This window comes from Pseudomonadota bacterium (assembly GCA_039033415.1).
GTDB lineage: Bacteria > Pseudomonadota > Gammaproteobacteria > Xanthomonadales > SZUA-38 > JANQOZ01.
Window position 1 is genome coordinate 98784 of record JBCCCR010000015.1, and the last position, 15567, is coordinate 114350.

At 61.0% G+C, this 15567-nt stretch carries 16 protein-coding genes; 8 read left to right on the forward strand and 8 right to left on the reverse strand.

Going from position 1 to position 15567, the window contains the following annotated elements; translation table 11 throughout:
• Positions 1-19 precede the first annotated feature (19 nt).
• Positions 20-373 (reverse strand): hypothetical protein, encoded by a 354-nt coding sequence (locus tag AAF358_13885; protein ID MEM7706645.1) that lies wholly within the window; start codon positions 371-373, stop codon positions 20-22.
• 234 nt (positions 374-607) lie between these two features.
• On the opposite strand from AAF358_13885, the gene AAF358_13890 reads away from it, so the two are divergent.
• A complete protein-coding gene (locus AAF358_13890) occupies positions 608-1399 on the forward strand; it encodes an arginine deiminase family protein (GenBank protein MEM7706646.1) in 792 nt (263 codons plus the stop codon).
• Positions 1400-1658: 259 nt separating this feature from the next.
• On the forward strand, positions 1659-3362 hold the full coding sequence (locus AAF358_13895) for a vanadium-dependent haloperoxidase (GenBank protein ID MEM7706647.1): 1704 nt from the start codon (positions 1659-1661) through the stop codon (positions 3360-3362).
• A gap of 48 nt (positions 3363-3410) precedes the next feature.
• On the opposite strand, the gene AAF358_13900 is transcribed toward AAF358_13895, so the two are convergent.
• From AAF358_13900 to AAF358_13910, 3 genes are all read right to left on the reverse strand, one after another.
• Positions 3411-3950, reverse strand: coding sequence for an arsinothricin resistance N-acetyltransferase ArsN1 family B (locus AAF358_13900; GenBank protein MEM7706648.1), 540 nt, complete (start codon positions 3948-3950; stop codon positions 3411-3413).
• 166 nt (positions 3951-4116) lie between these two features.
• A complete protein-coding gene (locus AAF358_13905) occupies positions 4117-4686 on the reverse strand; it encodes a peroxiredoxin (protein MEM7706649.1) in 570 nt (189 codons plus the stop codon).
• A gap of 193 nt (positions 4687-4879) precedes the next feature.
• Positions 4880-6856 (reverse strand): S9 family peptidase, encoded by a 1977-nt coding sequence (locus AAF358_13910; GenBank protein MEM7706650.1) that lies wholly within the window; start codon positions 6854-6856, stop codon positions 4880-4882.
• Positions 6857-7038: 182 nt separating this feature from the next.
• On the opposite strand from AAF358_13910, the gene AAF358_13915 reads away from it, so the two are divergent.
• Positions 7039-7758, forward strand: coding sequence for a class I SAM-dependent methyltransferase (locus AAF358_13915; GenBank protein MEM7706651.1), 720 nt, complete (start codon positions 7039-7041; stop codon positions 7756-7758).
• A 128-nt stretch (positions 7759-7886) separates the two neighbouring features.
• On the opposite strand, the gene AAF358_13920 is transcribed toward AAF358_13915, so the two are convergent.
• The 3 genes from AAF358_13920 to AAF358_13930 are packed head-to-tail and all read right to left on the reverse strand — an operon-like array spanning position 7887 to position 10789.
• On the reverse strand, positions 7887-9713 hold the full coding sequence (locus AAF358_13920; GenBank protein MEM7706652.1) for a polysaccharide deacetylase family protein: 1827 nt from the start codon (positions 9711-9713) through the stop codon (positions 7887-7889).
• A gap of 56 nt (positions 9714-9769) precedes the next feature.
• Complete coding sequence (locus AAF358_13925; GenBank protein ID MEM7706653.1) at positions 9770-10132, reverse strand: MmcQ/YjbR family DNA-binding protein; 363 nt, start codon at positions 10130-10132, stop codon at positions 9770-9772.
• 18 nt (positions 10133-10150) lie between these two features.
• Complete coding sequence (locus AAF358_13930; protein ID MEM7706654.1) at positions 10151-10789, reverse strand: hypothetical protein; 639 nt, start codon at positions 10787-10789, stop codon at positions 10151-10153.
• 124 nt (positions 10790-10913) lie between these two features.
• Between AAF358_13930 and AAF358_13935 the strand changes: the two genes are divergently transcribed.
• A complete protein-coding gene (locus tag AAF358_13935; GenBank protein ID MEM7706655.1) occupies positions 10914-11426 on the forward strand; it encodes a TetR/AcrR family transcriptional regulator in 513 nt (170 codons plus the stop codon).
• 9 nt (positions 11427-11435) lie between these two features.
• Here AAF358_13935 and AAF358_13940 read toward each other — a convergent pair whose 3' ends face one another.
• The gene (locus AAF358_13940; GenBank protein MEM7706656.1) at positions 11436-12119 is read right to left on the reverse strand and encodes a hypothetical protein; all 684 of its coding nucleotides are present in this window, start codon (positions 12117-12119) and stop codon (positions 11436-11438) included.
• Positions 12120-12298: 179 nt separating this feature from the next.
• Here AAF358_13940 and ccoN point away from each other — a divergent pair, with 179 nt between their 5' ends.
• The 4 genes from ccoN to ccoP are packed head-to-tail and all read left to right on the forward strand — an operon-like array spanning position 12299 to position 15560.
• Entirely contained in the window at positions 12299-13726 is a 1428-nt protein-coding gene (gene ccoN, locus AAF358_13945; protein ID MEM7706657.1) for a cytochrome-c oxidase, cbb3-type subunit I, read from the forward strand.
• A gap of 12 nt (positions 13727-13738) precedes the next feature.
• Positions 13739-14422, forward strand: a complete 684-nt coding sequence (gene ccoO, locus AAF358_13950) for a cytochrome-c oxidase, cbb3-type subunit II (protein ID MEM7706658.1) — start codon at positions 13739-13741, stop codon at positions 14420-14422.
• On the forward strand, positions 14419-14640 hold the full coding sequence (locus AAF358_13955) for a CcoQ/FixQ family Cbb3-type cytochrome c oxidase assembly chaperone (GenBank protein MEM7706659.1): 222 nt from the start codon (positions 14419-14421) through the stop codon (positions 14638-14640). Before ccoO ends, AAF358_13955 begins: the two co-directional genes overlap by 4 nt.
• The gene (ccoP, locus tag AAF358_13960; protein ID MEM7706660.1) at positions 14637-15560 is read left to right on the forward strand and encodes a cytochrome-c oxidase, cbb3-type subunit III; all 924 of its coding nucleotides are present in this window, start codon (positions 14637-14639) and stop codon (positions 15558-15560) included. Before AAF358_13955 ends, ccoP begins: the two co-directional genes overlap by 4 nt.
• Positions 15561-15567 lie beyond the last annotated feature (7 nt).

The window sequence follows — 15567 nt, forward strand, 5'->3', positions numbered from 1 at the left end:
GGGAAAGTGAGAGCACCGCTCAGTTAGATCGGTGGTCGCCGGACGGGCGCCGCGGTTCTTCTGGCGCATAGCCGTCTGCGACGTATGCCGGCCCTTTCAGAATATGAACGACAACGCATCCAATAGACACGGTCAGCAGGACGGTCCAAAGCGTCACAACCGTGGCGATCACAAAAATGTCGACGCTGGCGATCTGCTTGGCGACTGATTCAAGCGAATCATTGCTCGGAAACCAGCGAGCGACCGCCGACAAGGATCCGACAGAGAGCGTGGTGACAAGACACAGTAGCGGCATTTTGCGCAGCAGCGTGAGCTCTAGCCCCGGCGGAGTCCGGCGAACGTGAAGTCGTTTGGGGAATTGGTTGCTCGTCAACGTCTTTTTCGGGTCGATGCTGCTAGTGATAAGCCAGTAAAGCACAGACACGTGGCAATGTTCCGTCAAGGTATGGATCCCGACACTGCCAAGCGCGACCCCTGCGCTCGTCACTGTAGGTAAGGGCTTTCCCGGCTGTGCGATTGCCCAACCCCGCGCCAGCAGGCAGAGTAAAGACCAGCCGGCGCTTCTTAAGCCAGCAAGACCACCGGACGCTGAGCGGACCCGAGAAGTATGGACCTATTTCAGTTTGATCAAGCCATTGTCAGGCAGCCCGCGGCATCGGTCATCAACGGCCTGCGCGCGGTAGATCGGGGGGCTCCAGACTTCGACCAGCTTGGCGCGGAGCACCGCGCGTACGTGAAAGCCCTGGTGGCCGCCGGCGTAGCGGTCACCGTGCTGCCCCCCGCCCCTGCGCTTCCGGACGCCGTATTTGTTGAGGATCCGGCGCTGGTGTTTTCCAGCGGAGCCATTGCGCTTCGTCCGGGTGCCGCGTCACGGTTCGGCGAAGCGGCTGAACTGCTCCCCGAGCTGCAAAAGCATTTCACCAACGTTCTTCAACTACCCGGCCCCGGCAACGTTGAGGGCGGGGATGTGCTCATCACACCCGAAAAGGTCATGGTCGGCTTGTCTGAACGCACCAACCTCGAAGGCGCTGAAGCGCTCATGAGCTGCCTGAACCACCTCGGCCTGCGAGGCGCCATTGTGCATACGCCGCCCGACGTCCTGCACTTCAAGTCCGACTGCTCGATGCTCGACAACGAAACGGTGTTGTCGACGCGCAGGCTGGCCGCCAGCGGGGTATTTAACGGCCTCAGAACGATCCTGGTGCCCCAAGGAGAAGAGGCTGCAGCCAACGCATTGCGGATCAACGATCGAGTGCTGATCGGGAGCCATTTCCACCAAACGATCGACCAGCTTAGCGGGCAGGGTTATTCGCTCGAGCCCCTCAAGACCGACGAAATCAGCAAGCTTGACGCCGGACTATCCTGCATGTCGCTGCGCTGGCGGAGTGCAATAGGGTAAGCCGACAAATCCGTCACCGGCGCCGGGGCGACACCGACACTCACCGCGCCTTGAGAAGGCACCTCAAATCAGCCGTTTACCTACGTCGATCTCCGGAAATTTCCGAATATTTCCTGTTTTGTTCCGAGTAAATTCGAACTCCGTCTCGTATTAATGGTGAAGGGACGACCGGCGTGCCGGACGTCAGAACCCGTATGCAGGGCGCTGGCTCATTGGCCATGCCTACCGCCAAGCTTGAACACAACCGATGAGAGAACCGATGATCCAAAAAAACGCCACCCGATCGAATCAGGAAAGCTCCCGAAACGCGCTTGAAACCGCTGAGCGCAACCCACGCCGACAGTTTTTGAGCCAGGTCGGAGCGGCTGCGGCCGGAACCGGCGCGGCGATGATGACCGGCACGGTCGACGCAAAAAACGCCGTCCCTAGCGACAAGAGTGAGGTGGGGGTTTCCCGGGTGCGCAGCGTGGCAGCCAGGTCAATGCGCGTCGGCGTCGCCCGCGAGCAGTTCCTCGTTCGCAGTCCTGTCAATCAAGGGAATGGCGATGAGGATCAGCTGCCGGACTTTATCGGCAGCTTTACCAAAACGCTGCCGCACAATGCGGTGGGGGAAGTTGATGCAGCAGCCTATGGCGCTTACCTGCAGGCGCTCGAGGGTCGCAGCGACACGGCCTGGGAACACATTGCGCTCGCCCCCGAAGCGGACCGGAAGCTGGCCAATCCGCAGGCGTCCCTGGCATTCAGTCTTGTGGGCGGTGATTCCCACGCGTTTTTTATGCCGCCAGCGCCGGGCTTCGGCAGCGCGGAAACCGCAGCCGAGATGGCGGAGGTCTACCTTCATGCGCTGCTTCGCGACGTGCCCTTTGAGGCCTATGGGTCAGATCCTTCCGCGGACTTCGCCGCGCGCGAACTCAGCGCGTTTTCCGGTTTCACCGGCCCCCGGCAAGGCGGTGCGGTGACGCCGGCCACGCTGTTTCGAGGGTCGTTTGCCGGCGACCTCACCGGCAACTATGTTTCTCAGTTCCTGCTGCTGCCGGTTCCACAAGGCGCTGCGCTCACGGAACAGCGCTACCAGACGACCGTGCCGGGGGACGACCATATGCTGAACCGCGAGGACTGGCTCAACGTGCTCCGCGGCGGCGCCCCGGCCACCGCCAGCCGCTTTGAGCCGGAACCCCGGTTTATCACCACCGCTCGCGACCTTGGTGAATACGTCCACCGGGATTACACCTATCAGACCTATCTCCAGGCCGCGCTGATCCTGCTCGGCTTGAGCGAGCCACTGCGCGCGGGGAACCCGTACAACACCAGCGCCACCCAGGGAGGTTTTGTCACGTTCGGAGCGGCGGAGGTGCTATCTCAGATCGGTGACGTGGCCCTGCAGTCGCTTCGTGCCGCGTGGTACCAGAAGTGGCAGGTCCACCGGAGGCTGCGGCCTGAGGTGTTTGGGGGTCGCGTCCAGTTCACGCGCTCCGGCGAGCGGTCTTACCCAATCAATAGCGAACTGCTCAATTCGCCGGTATTGGACGCCATTGCAGACGCCAACAACGGGGAATACTGGCTGCCGATGGCCTACCCCGAGGGCTCACCGACCCACCCCGCCTACCCCGCTGGGCACGCGGCGATTGCCGGCGCCTGCGTCACGGTGCTCAAAGCATTCTTTGACGGCAGCAGCGTCATTCCGGAGCCGGTTGAGGTTGTGCCCGGCTCCGACGGACAGGCGCTTCAACCCTATAGCGGCACGGAGGTTCTCACGGTTGAAGGCGAGCTCAACAAGCTGGCCAACAACATCGCCATCGGCCGCAACCTGGCCGGCGTCCATTGGCGTACCGACGGCACCGACGGAATATTGCTGGGCGAGGACGTTGCCGTGCGCATGCTGCGCGACCTGCGGCAAACCTACAACGAGGTCGCGGGCGAAATTCGATTCACCGGTTTTGCCGGCAACACGATCATTATTTGAGGACGTTCATGCGACCAACGTCTCATGGCGCTTGAGCAACGACCGGTATCAGGTCACGGCTTTTGTCGACAATGCGTCGGACGACGTTGCCGCGTCAGGCGCCTCTGACATGGTTTTCTCCCAGTACCCCACGTCCACCCACTGGTCGAACTTCCGACCGGTCTGACGAAAATGAGCGACTTTGGTGAAGCCCAGCTTTTCGTGCAGCGCGACGCTGGGATCGTTGGGCAGCGCAATCCCCGCAAGCACCGCGTGGACACCCTGCCCCTCCAGGCGCTGGAGTAAAGCGCACATCAGCCGCGTGCCCATGCCCTGGCCTGCGGCCTCGGGCGAGAGATACACCGTACTCTCCACGGTGTGTCGATATGCCTGCCGCGGTTTCCAGCGGGTTGCGTAGGCGTAGCCGGCGATGCTCTCGTTGCTTTCACCCAGCAGCCAGGGAAAATCGGCCGTGGTGGCCGCGATCCGGCGGGCCATCTCGCTGACAGCGAGCGGTTCGGTTTCAAAGGTCGCCAGGCTATGTGCAATGTAGTGGTTGTAGATCTCACACAGCGCCAGCGCGTCAGCTTCAGTCGCGTCTCGAATCATCGGCGCAGCTTAGCGTGTTTGCTGTGCGCGCCAACATATACAAAACCCTCGTTCTGGCGCTGCTTTCCGATCCATCGCGGCGATGGCACCGGTGAGATCGGCACCCACAAAAAAGGCCGCGCCCCTCCCGGGACGCGGCCTTTAAGACGTCGCGAGCTGCGGCGGCTTAGCCTACAAAAGCGTTGCGCTCAGGCTTGTCAGCGGGCGCGGCCTCACCCTTCATCCACGCCAGCATGGTGTCGGCGTCGGAAACCTCAAACGGGTCGCTCGGGCAGTTGTCGCCGAAATCTGGCTCGACAAACACTTTCTCGATGGTGCTGTCATTCACCAGCATCGAGTAGCGCCAGGAACGCATGCCAAAACCCAGGTTGTCCTTATCGACCAGCATGCCCATTTTGCGGGTGAACTCACCGCTGCCGTCCGGCAGCATTTTGACCTTGTCCGCGCCGATGTGCTTGCCCCACTGGAACATGACAAACGCGTCGTTCACCGACAGGCAGTAAATCTCATCGACGCCCTGCGCAGCAAACTGGTCAGAAAGCTCTTCATAGCGTGGCAGGTGCGTTGAGGAACACGTCGGGGTGAAGGCTCCGGGCAGCGCAAAGATGATGACTTTTTTGCCGGCAAAGATGTCGTCTGAGGTCGTGTCCTGCCACTTGAACGGATTGTCTCCGCCGATCGACTCGTCACGGACGCGGGTTTTGAATACTACGCTTGGGACCTTCTCGGGGGTCATCTGGGATCTCTCCTGAAGTGTGATGTAAAGAGCGAAATAAGGGTGCTGGCGGCGGCCAGCAAATTAACCGCGGTAAGCTATCAATTCGACGTTTTCGATTGAAATAGTTTATATCTATGGGCGTGATAGGCCTGCTGCATAACGTCGACGGCAATCCGCCGCCAAGGCGCTCACAGGCCGTGTCAGACCTTCGTCAGGGGGCCGCCACCTCCGTTGCCACGGCGGGACCGATATGTCGATTGAAGAAATCCAGCTTGGCCTGGAAAAAGTCGCGTCGGGTTGCCGGATTGACAAACCCATGCCCCTCACGCCGTTCCACAACTAGGGAGAATGGCCTGTCAGCCTCGGTTAACGCCTCCACCAGACGCGTCGACTGAATGGGTGGGGCCCGTTCGTCACGCTTGCCGTAGGAAATCATCAGCGCTGCCTTGATCGCCGCAACGTGGTTCACCGGAGACTGCTGATAATGAAGCTCCGGGTCCGTGCCCAGCGCGAGCTTCAGGTATTCAACGCCTCCCCGAACATCCGGGATATCCCCCGAGCGAAACATCAACGCCATGTCGTAGACGCCGACGTGGCCAACTGCGCATTTATAGAGGTCCGGCTCCCGGGCGACGCTCATCAGAGCCGAATACCCGCCAAAGCTGCCACCTGAAATACAAACGCGTTGAGGGTCGACAAGGGCCTGTTCAATGCCCCAGCGCACGCCGTCGGTGATGTCATTCTGAATCGCCGTTCCCCACCGGCGATGCCCGGCTCGCTCAAATGCCAGGCCATAGCCTCCCGATCCGCGATAGTTGACCTGCAGCACCTGAAAGCCCCGATTGGCCAGCATCTGCACCTCGGGCTGGTAGCGCCAGTTGTCTCGCGGACCGTGGGGTCCACCGTGCACCTGCACCACCGTCGGCAGAGGCCCCAGGGCTCCGACCGGCCGTGTGAGATAGCCCTCGATCTCCTGTCCGTCCCGGGCCGCAAAGGTAATCGGTTGCATCGGAGCAAGGTCGTTGGGTTCAAGCCATCGCCGTGAGCTCAGGAGGTAGTCGACCTTAAGCTTGTTGGTCTGCAGCATGAAATAATCGCCGGGGTTTCGATCAGCGGTGACCCACAAAACGGCTTCTTCCCCACCTCGCGTCCAGCTCGCGACGGTCATGAACTGTTCCGTAAAAGCCGCCTGAACCTTGGACAGAGCCTGGCTTTCCGGGTGATCGGGATCGAGATAGGTGCACTTCGGCATCGCGGCCTCAAAACACACGCCGAGCACGGTGAACTGATCGCTTCCCATCACTACCCGACCCGCATCGTAATTAGGATCGGCAATGACCGGCTCGACTGCGCCGGATTCCATATCGATACGGACGAGCGAGATGGTGTCAAAGCCGACATTCGTCAGCGCCAGCACGCCGCTGCCGTCCTCGCTGACGCTCACGGCCCGAAGGTGCTGCTCAAGGCTTTCCGCCTGCATCAGAAGTCGCCAATCGGCGGATTTTTTGCCCCGTACATGCAGCACCGCGCGCCCCTCTGGGTCAGTGCCGAACGACGCCCAGTGACTCATCTTCGCGTTGGTGACGGCCCGCGCCTGCGGAACCGGCAGACGAGTCACCGCACGTTTAGTCCCGTTAATGATGTTCAGCTGATAAACCGTCGGTATCGCGGCCATCTGGTTGGCAAAGGGGTAGGAGATGATCAGCGCATGCTTTTTGTCGTCCGGCAGCGGATGCAGCACACCGCCCCAGGCGCGCTCGCCGTCAGCTTTCCGGATTTTGCTGCCCGTGCCCATTTCGCCGACCCGATACCCGAAAACCAGCTTTCGTCGACCGCCGTCCGCGTCCATGGCGAATAGCTCACCGAAATCCGCCACCCGGTCGTTGTCTGATTGTCGCGAGAGGATTTTCGCGAGCACGCGGTCATTGCTGGCCCAATAGAGCTGACCGACCTGCTGTCCCAAATCCATCCGGATCGAGGACATCACGGCCATTTTTTGCCGGTCGATGACCACCAGCGCGTTCTGATTACCCGCTGGAATCAAAGCCGCGAGGTAACTACCGTCCGGCGATATGCGCAGCGAGCGGTATTCCGCGGGACGAACAAAGTCGTCGAGCGAAACTGGGGTGGTGATTCCCACCAACGGCGAAGTGAGCAACAGTGCGGAAAGTAGGCAACGAGTGAGCATGGAGCTCCTTTTCATGCATCGGGAATTAACCCCCGCAATAATAGCAACCTCCCTCGGTGGGCTGTCCAGTGAAAACCGAATACCCAACGACGAAAAATCTGAAATCAGACTTCGGGATTTTGGTGACGTGACCTTCACGGTCGGCGCGAAATCATGATGATTTAGCTAATCCAGGTACGGAGATGGGCCTCAGATTCCTGATGTTTCCGCTTTGGTCGCTCCTCTTGTGTTTCGGCTGTGCCGCCGAAGAAAGGGAGGAGGTTTATCAGCAGCGCTCACCCAACCGCGACGGTATTGGCAAGGTCTATATGGGCCGGGAGATCTCGCACGTCATGGGGCACCTCGGGGCTCGGTGGCTGGAGCGACCCGAGCGAGTGAGCGAGGAGCGTACAGACCTGCTGGTTCAGAACCTGCCGCTGGAGCCCGACGACGTCATTGCCGATATTGGCGCAGGCACCGGGTATTTCTCCTTCCCGATGGCAGCTCGCGTGCCGGAAGGCAAGGTTTTGGCCGTGGATATCCAGCCTGAGATGCTGGCGATCATCGAGCAACGTAAGCGTACCGCCGCGGTGAACAACATCGACACGGTGCTCGGCACCGAGCGCGACCCGGGGTTGCCGGAAGCCGCGGTTGATCTAATCCTCATTGTGGACGCGTACCACGAGTTTTCTTATCCACGCGAAATGGGGCTGGGTCTGGCGCGCTCACTCAAACCCGGAGGGCGCCTGGTGCTGATCGAATACCGGGGGGAAGATCCGAGGGTGCCAATCAAACGCCTGCACAAGATGACGGAGCAGCAGGCAAAAAAAGAGATGGCGGCGATCGGACTGACCTGGGAACGTACGCTGTCACTCTTGCCTCAACAGCACTTCATGATTTTCCGCCGCCCGGTCAACAGCTGACCCGCTCGCCGCGAAACCCGACTCACCGTCGAACATACCGGCTTTTCACGCTTTACCGACGTCTCTGACTATCCCTTTGGATGGCGGGAATTCATGGAGAAGATTGCCGCGGTGGCGCAGGCCACCGCTTAGCGGGAGTTGGAGATGCCGGCAATCTTTTCTGATTCGCCCTCGATGCTTCGCCGGCGGAGCGGCGTCAGCACCTCGCTAGAGACCCAATAGATGTCTTCGTTGCTCGTGTAGAACAGGTAACGGCCATCCAAGCTCACAAAAGGGCAGAGTTCGTGGCCAGCGGTATTGATGCCAGGCCCGAGAGGCACCGCATCACCCCAGGAGGCATCCTCCCGGCGAAAAGTCACGTACAGATCTCCGCGCCCCTGACCACCGGCTCGCGTGCTGGAAAAGATCAGATAGCTGCCGTCAGCGGCGATAAAAGGATCGGCGTCGAAGGACGGGCTGTTCACCGATTCGGGCAGCTGGGTCACGGTTACCGCATTTCGGCTCTCCACGCCTGCGGCCAGGTAAAGATCGGGGTTGTCCAGGTCGTTGGTGTGCATCGTCGAGGCAAACGCCAGCGTCCCGAGGTTGGTAAAGGATGCGTAGTACTCGTGACCGGCGGTATTAACGGGCGCGGGCAGAAGCCGTGGATCACTCCAACCATCCCTGCGGCGTTCGATGTATCCGATATCGTAGGTGTCTTGCCGGACGCCATTCGCGGCCCGGGTTGTGATGAAGTACAGCCGAGATTGATCCGGTGAAAACATCGGATCGTTGAAGCCAGCCTTTGGGTCACTGAGCAGGACTTCAGGCGGTGTCCAGCGCTCACCGTCAAACCGGGTGACGCGGATTTCGTCACGCCCCCCCAGCGCTACGCCATAAAACATCTCCCGGCCGTCCGCGGAGAACACCGAGCCGTATTCATACTGGTCCGGCAGCGATACCACGCCAGGAGCAAACACCTGAGGATCAGGGCCCGGCGACGCTTCGCCGAGGTAGCTTCCCGTGGCCGGGGGCAACAGGGATCGGCGCACCAGCTCGGCGCGCAGCACCGCCTCGTTCTCCAGCCGATGGACCAGCCAGCGTGCGGGGAAGCCAGCCACTTCCGCCAGGGCGGCAACCCGGCCCTGCCCTAAAAACAGCGTATCGGGCTGCTCAGCGGCGATGGGGTCTTCATAAGCCTGTGTCGCCGGAATAATCCGCCAGCCTGCTTCTCGCAACGCCGCCACCAGATCACCGATGAACAGCGCCGCGAGGTCGTTTTCGTGCAGGAGCAGCACGTGGCGTGGTGATCGACCCAGCGTTTCCTGGGCAATCCGATCGTAGAATTCGATTCCCTGCATCAATACCGACAGATACACCTCACGCCACGCATCGCGGTCGAAAGCGATGCCAAGCCGACGCTGCTCACCCAGCAGCGCCTCCAGATACCAGTCGTAGTTGTCGATGGTGACGTACCCGTTCTCAAGACCGAGCTGCTGAAGACCTTCCACAATCGCATCACGGCGCTCTCGGGGGCGTCCCTCGTGGAGGTATGGAAATCGAAACCGCGGCACGTACGCTGGGAGCCTCGACAGCACCTGATGAGCCTCAGAAACGTCGTCGAGAAATGCTTTTGGCGTGACTCGGTTGGCCGAGGGATGGCTATGCGAGTGATTGGCGATCGCATGACCGGCCTCAGCGTATTGCCTGAGCCGCGCCACGCCCGCGGGATCATCGAGCTTCCCCGAGTTGGCAAAAAACATGGCGCCATCCACCTTCGCCTTTCGGAGCGCCTCGATCAGCATCTCGGTACGCTCGACGCCGGTCAGCAGCGCACCGTCGCCACGGGGCGCGTCATCGAAGGTCAACGCGATTTCTCTTGGCCTTGGCTCTTCGGCGTCTGCGGCTCCGGCTGGCAGCGGTGCCAACGCCGCAGCAGAAATCATCAGCAAAACGATCGTCGGAAAATGGTGCATGGCGATGGCTCAAGCGAGAACGCCGCTGACTTTACCAGGGAACCCGAAGTCGAGCGTTAAGGCGCCAGCTCCGGATGGGCTTTGACCAGCGTCGCGGAAGCGACCTGTCGCCAGGCGGCGGTCAGCAGCTCGGCAAGCCGCGCATCCGGCAGGCCGTCCAGACTGACGCCGAGCCAACCCTGAGCCGCCCAGCCCACATCGTGAAAGCGGTCGGGGTGAGTGGCCAGCAGTGCCTCCCGGTCGGCGGCGGACAGTTTGACGACGCAGCGACCCGGCTGTCGGCCGACGGTGGCAAAGATTTTGTTTTTGACGCGAAAGGAGGACTGTTCGAAATGGGGCTTCTCCTCGGCTGAAGGAAGCACCAGCGCCAGCGCGCGCACCCGAACCACATCCTGATTGTCAGTGGGGTCTTTCGCCATCGTTGAGCTGGCCAGCTTTTACCGGCCTCTTCGGATCATCGTCACGCCGACACAGGCTGCCCAGCATACCTGAATCGAATAGATCACCAGCGCCGTGGAGACATCCATCGCGTTGCCGCCTGCGGCAAGGACGCCGACTGGCACCACGCTGGCAAGAAGGCCGAGGCCGGCCAGCCAGGGCTGCCGAGGCACTTTTCTCAGCAGCTGAATCGACCACAGCATATAGGCGAGCGCGATCGCATACACCGCCAGCTTCGCGAGTGCCTGATTGAGGTCCCAGGCGAAGTCAAATATGTCGTGACCAATTTCGTCCTCGCCGCGTGCCGCCAGGCTCGGAAAAACAAAGCCGTTCACCACCGCCGCGAGACTGTTGGCGATCGCGGCAGCCAGATAACAAATCAGACCTGTCAGCACTGGCAGGTGGCTCAGCCCGAGCCCCGAAGCAAAGTGAACCAGGCCGGTGGCGAGGGCAACAACCATGAGCAGCATGACGCCATGAACCATACCCGCAATGCCAGTCATGCCGGCCACGCTCGTGGGGTGGTGGGTCATAAAGAAGACGGTTCCGAGCGCCGCACCCACCAGCAGATAGCCGAAGCTCTTGTGGTGCTCCGTCCGGCCCGGGGCTGCGTCTGTGTTAGTTTCTCGTTGGTCCATTACTGCTCCGCGCTGTCATGAAAGCCATGCAAGGGTGCCTGAGACACCCCGCCAACCCCAAGGGATACGGCCTCCCGAACGTCTGTTACCGGACAACTCGCGCCGATTGTCCGGGTTCGAACCTGTGATCGAAGCCGTCGACCGACGCAAGCTGCGCACGCGCAAGGCCATCATTCAGGCCTTCAACGAACTTTTTTTTGAGGGTGAACTTGAAGAAATTCGGGTACCGGACATCGTCGATCGAGCGGACGTCGGGCGCTCGACGTTTTACGAACACTTCGGGAACGCCCAGCAGGTGTTCCTGGCCGCCTTTTCCTACCCGCTGTCGACGCTGGCAGCGGTGCTCGCCGGCGATGGCAATGCCGCGGAGCTGGAAACACTGTTAGAGCACCTATGGGACAACCGCAGTCGCGCCCGCAAGACGTTTGCGGGGCGCGGGCGGGAACAGATCGGCCGGCTACTCCGTCAGCTTCTTGAAGAACGGTGCCGAGATCTTCCAGGCGATCGGAGATTGAACCCGGTCCAGGCTGTCGCCCGAACTGAGCAGGCTATGGGGCTGCTGCGTGCCTGGCTACTCGGAGAACTCGCCTGCTCGCGCGACGAGCTCAAGCACGCGATTATTGGGATCGCTGCCTGACCCGATAAGTCAGAACGGTTTGGTTGCGCCCAGGAACGCCACGCTCAGGATGCCCACCCAATACATGTAAGCCACCTTCCGAGAGTTCCGGATCGATGTCTCCAGCTTGTTCTCTACTGCCGGGTTGTCACCATGGGCCGCCAGCTCGCGAAACATCATGGTCCACTCGCGCATCACAAAGCGCAGATACAAACCGATGCACAGCATCAGGGCGTAGATCAGGATCTTCCAGCTGTACCAGTAAAAGCCTTCCATCGCCTTAAAGGGACCATAACCCAGCAGTGAGCTGATGGCGGAGATGATCAGTGCCGGGATCACGACAAATCGAATGGCCTCGTCGATTTTGGTCAGGCGAATGCCGGTATCGGTCTCACGGTACACGAAGGCGGCCCAGCACAGGGCCAGCCAAACCCCGAAAACGACCCACATTCCGGTGAGCCACATGCCGCCCAGCGGCTGGACGCCCCAGAAATGGCCCATATGAAGCCCCAGCGGCAGCAGCAGGATAATACCCGTACGCGCGAGGATATCGATCCGATAAGCGGTTTCCATATGCCGCCGACGCTCCTCCATGCCGAGCTTTCGGTTGACCACGTTGTAAGACTTTTGAAAAACGCCCCACTCGCCGCCGAGCCAGTAAACCATAGCCACGATGTGCAGCCAGCGAAGAACCGCCAGTTCGCTGATCCCCATGAATCGACTCCGTTGCTTATTTCACGAATTGTTATAGGACTATAACATTTCAAATCGCCCGACCACACGCCCAATTCGATGAATTTTGAACCGTTCCTAAACGGCCCTACGTAGTTACCGAAATGTGATGCGGGCTTTGCGGATGGGTTACTCGGTTGAGTGCCCGGACAATGCGCCCCATGAACACTCAAGCCGCTACGTACAATGACGCGATCGTCCGCAAAATGGCGATCATGACCGTGGTCTGGGGAATCGTCGGTATGACGGTTGGCGTATTGATCGCCGCCCAGCTTTACTGGCCCGCGCTGAACTTCGATCTGCCGTGGCTCACCTACAGTCGACTGAGGCCGCTGCACACCAACGCGGTGATCTTTGCGTTCGGCGGAACCGCGCTGATGGCCACGTCCTTTCACGTGGTTCAGCGCACCTGCCACACGCGGCTTTTTTCAGACGGGCTGGCCAGCTTCGTGTTCTGGGGTTGGCAGCTGGTCATCGTGGCGGCTGCGGTGTCGCTGCCGCTAGGGCTGACCCAAAGTAAAGAATACGCTGAGCTGATCTGGCCGATCGATTTGCTGATCGCCGTCGTCTGGGTCGCCTACGCCATCGTCTTTTTCGGCACTATCGCCAAGCGCCAGGTCAAACACATCTATGTGGCGAACTGGTTCTACGCGGCGTTCATCCTGACGGTGGCGGTGCTACATATCGTCAACAGCCTGGCTATACCTACCAGTTTGACGCATTCCTACCCGATCTATTCGGGCGCAATCGACGCGATGGTGCAGTGGTGGTACGGACACAACGCGGTGGGCTTTTTCCTGACCGCCGGCTTCCTGGGCATGATGTACTACTACGTGCCCAAGCAAGCCAACCGACCCATCTACTCCTATCGGTTGTCCGTCGTGCACTTCTGGGCCCTGATCTCGATTTACATGTGGGCCGGACCGCATCACCTGCACTACACATCGGTCCCCGACTGGGCCCAGTCTCTCGGCATGGTGTTCTCACTGATCCTGCTGGCACCGAGCTGGGGCGGCATGATCAACGGGATCATGACGCTCAGCGGCGCGTGGGACAAGCTGCGGGACGACCCGATCCTGAAGTTCATGATCGTGTCCCTGTCGTTCTACGGCATGTCGACCTTCGAAGGACCGATGATGTCGATCAAGACCGTCAACGCGCTGTCCCACTACACCGACTGGACGATTGGCCACGTGCACTCCGGCGCTCTTGGTTGGGTCGCGATGATGACGGTCGGCGCCATGTACTGCCTGATTCCGCGGGTCTTCGGCAAAGAACAGATGTACAGCATCCCGATGATCAACGTGCACTTCTGGACCACCACGATCGGCATCGTGCTCTACACGGTTTCCATGTGGATCGCCGGTATTTCCCAGGGACTGATGTGGCGGGCCACCAACCCTGACGGGACGCTGACCTACACGTTCATCGAGTCGCTGGTCGTGACCTACCCGTACTACCTGATGCGCCTCGGCGGCGGACTGCTGGTGCTGGTCGGTATGTTCCTGATGGCCTGGAACGTCTGGAAGACGGTTAAGGCCTCCAGCTCTGACGAGAGCCCGGTGCTGGCTCCCGCAACGGCAACATAAGGCAAGCTGCAAATGAAACACGAAAAGATTGAGAAGAACGTTGGCCTGATGGGCATCCTGATCATCGCGGTGATCAGCGTGGCCGGCCTGGTCGAGATTGTTCCGCTGGCAACCCAGGCGCAGATTATCGAGCCCGCCGAGGGCATCGAGCCCTACACGCCGATCCAGCTGGCCGGCAGAGACATCTACGTCCGGGAAGGCTGTTATGTGTGCCATTCGCAGCAGGTGCGCCCGTTTCGCAGTGAGACCGAGCGCTACGGCCACTATTCGCTGGCCGGCGAATCGGTCTACGACCGGCCCTTCCAGTGGGGTTCGAAACGGACCGGGCCGGACCTGGCTAGGGTCGGCGGTCGCTACAGCGATCAATGGCACCAGGTGCACCTGATCAACCCGCGCGACGTGGTGCCCGAATCCAACATGCCGGGTTATCCCTGGCTGAGTAGCGCCATGATCGACGGCGAGGTGATCGCGGGGCGGATGAACGCGCTCCGGACCTTAGGCCACCCCTACAGCGACGAGGAAATCGGCGGCGCTCCCGCCGCCCTCCAGGGCGTAACCGAGATGGAGGCCCTGATCGCCTACCTGCAGGGGCTGGGCACCAACATCGGCCGTGGCGCCCTGCGCCAGCAAGGCCAGCCGGTGGCAGACGCCGGTTCACCCGCCGCCGGTGATGCCGGCGCAGGAGGTGCCCAATGATGGCTGAAGCACTCGACCTGGGACTGATTCGCGGCATCATCACCGCCGTATTGCTGGGAGCGTTTATCGGCATGGTTTTCTGGGCCTACAGCACCCGACGCGAAGGGGAGTTTGAGGAGGCATCCCGGATGCCGCTGGATGACCAACCGGAAGACAACCGGAGCGAAGGTATGCAAACGCGCCGCTCCGACTGGGAAATGGAAGGAAACAACCGATGACGATGAGCAGCGGCTGGCACTGGTATGTGGCGGCGATCACACTGATTAATATCATTGCCTGTATCTGGCTCATCCTCTGGTCTTCTCGTCAGGGTGACGCGGCTAAGGCCAACAGCGACACCCTGGACCACACCTGGGACGAAGACCTTTGCGAGCGGAACAACCCGCTGCCGCGCTGGTGGCTGTACCTCTTCGTCGGCACCATCATCTGGGGCCTGGGCTATCTGGTTTACTACCCGGGGCTGGGCGCTTACCCAGGCGTGGGCGGCTGGAGCCAGAAAGGCCAATACCAGGCTGAGCGCGCCCGAATTGACGCGGTCTACCAGGAGAAATTCGCCACGCTGGCGGCGCTGGACTATCAGGCCCTGAGCCAGCATGCTGACGGCATGGATATCGCCGGCCGACTCTATGGCGCCAACTGCGCGACCTGCCACGGATCGGACGCTAGGGGCGCAGTCGGTTTCCCGAACCTCGCCGACAACGACTGGCTCTACGGCGACTCCCCGCAGGTGCTGACCCACTCGATCACCCTGGGGCGTCAGGGGCTGATGCCGGGCTGGGCTGCTGCCCTCGGCGGTGACGAAGGCGTTCGCCAGACCATGGAGTACGTGAAGTCGCTGTCCGGCATGGACCACGACGCGGCGATGGCCGGCGATGGCCAAGCCCGGTACAACACGGTGTGTGTCGCCTGTCACGGCGCCACCGGCACCGGCATGCAGGCGCTGGGCGCGCCCAATCTGACCGACGGCATCTGGCTCTACGGTAACTCCGACGACGCGCTCTATGAGTCTATTGCGGTGGGCAGAAACGGGGTGATGCCCGCACACCAGACGCTGCTCAGCGAAGAGGAAATCAAGCTGCTCGTGGCGTACGTCATGTCTCTCGGCGGCGGCGAAACCAACGCCACCGGAGCGCCCTGAAGCCGAG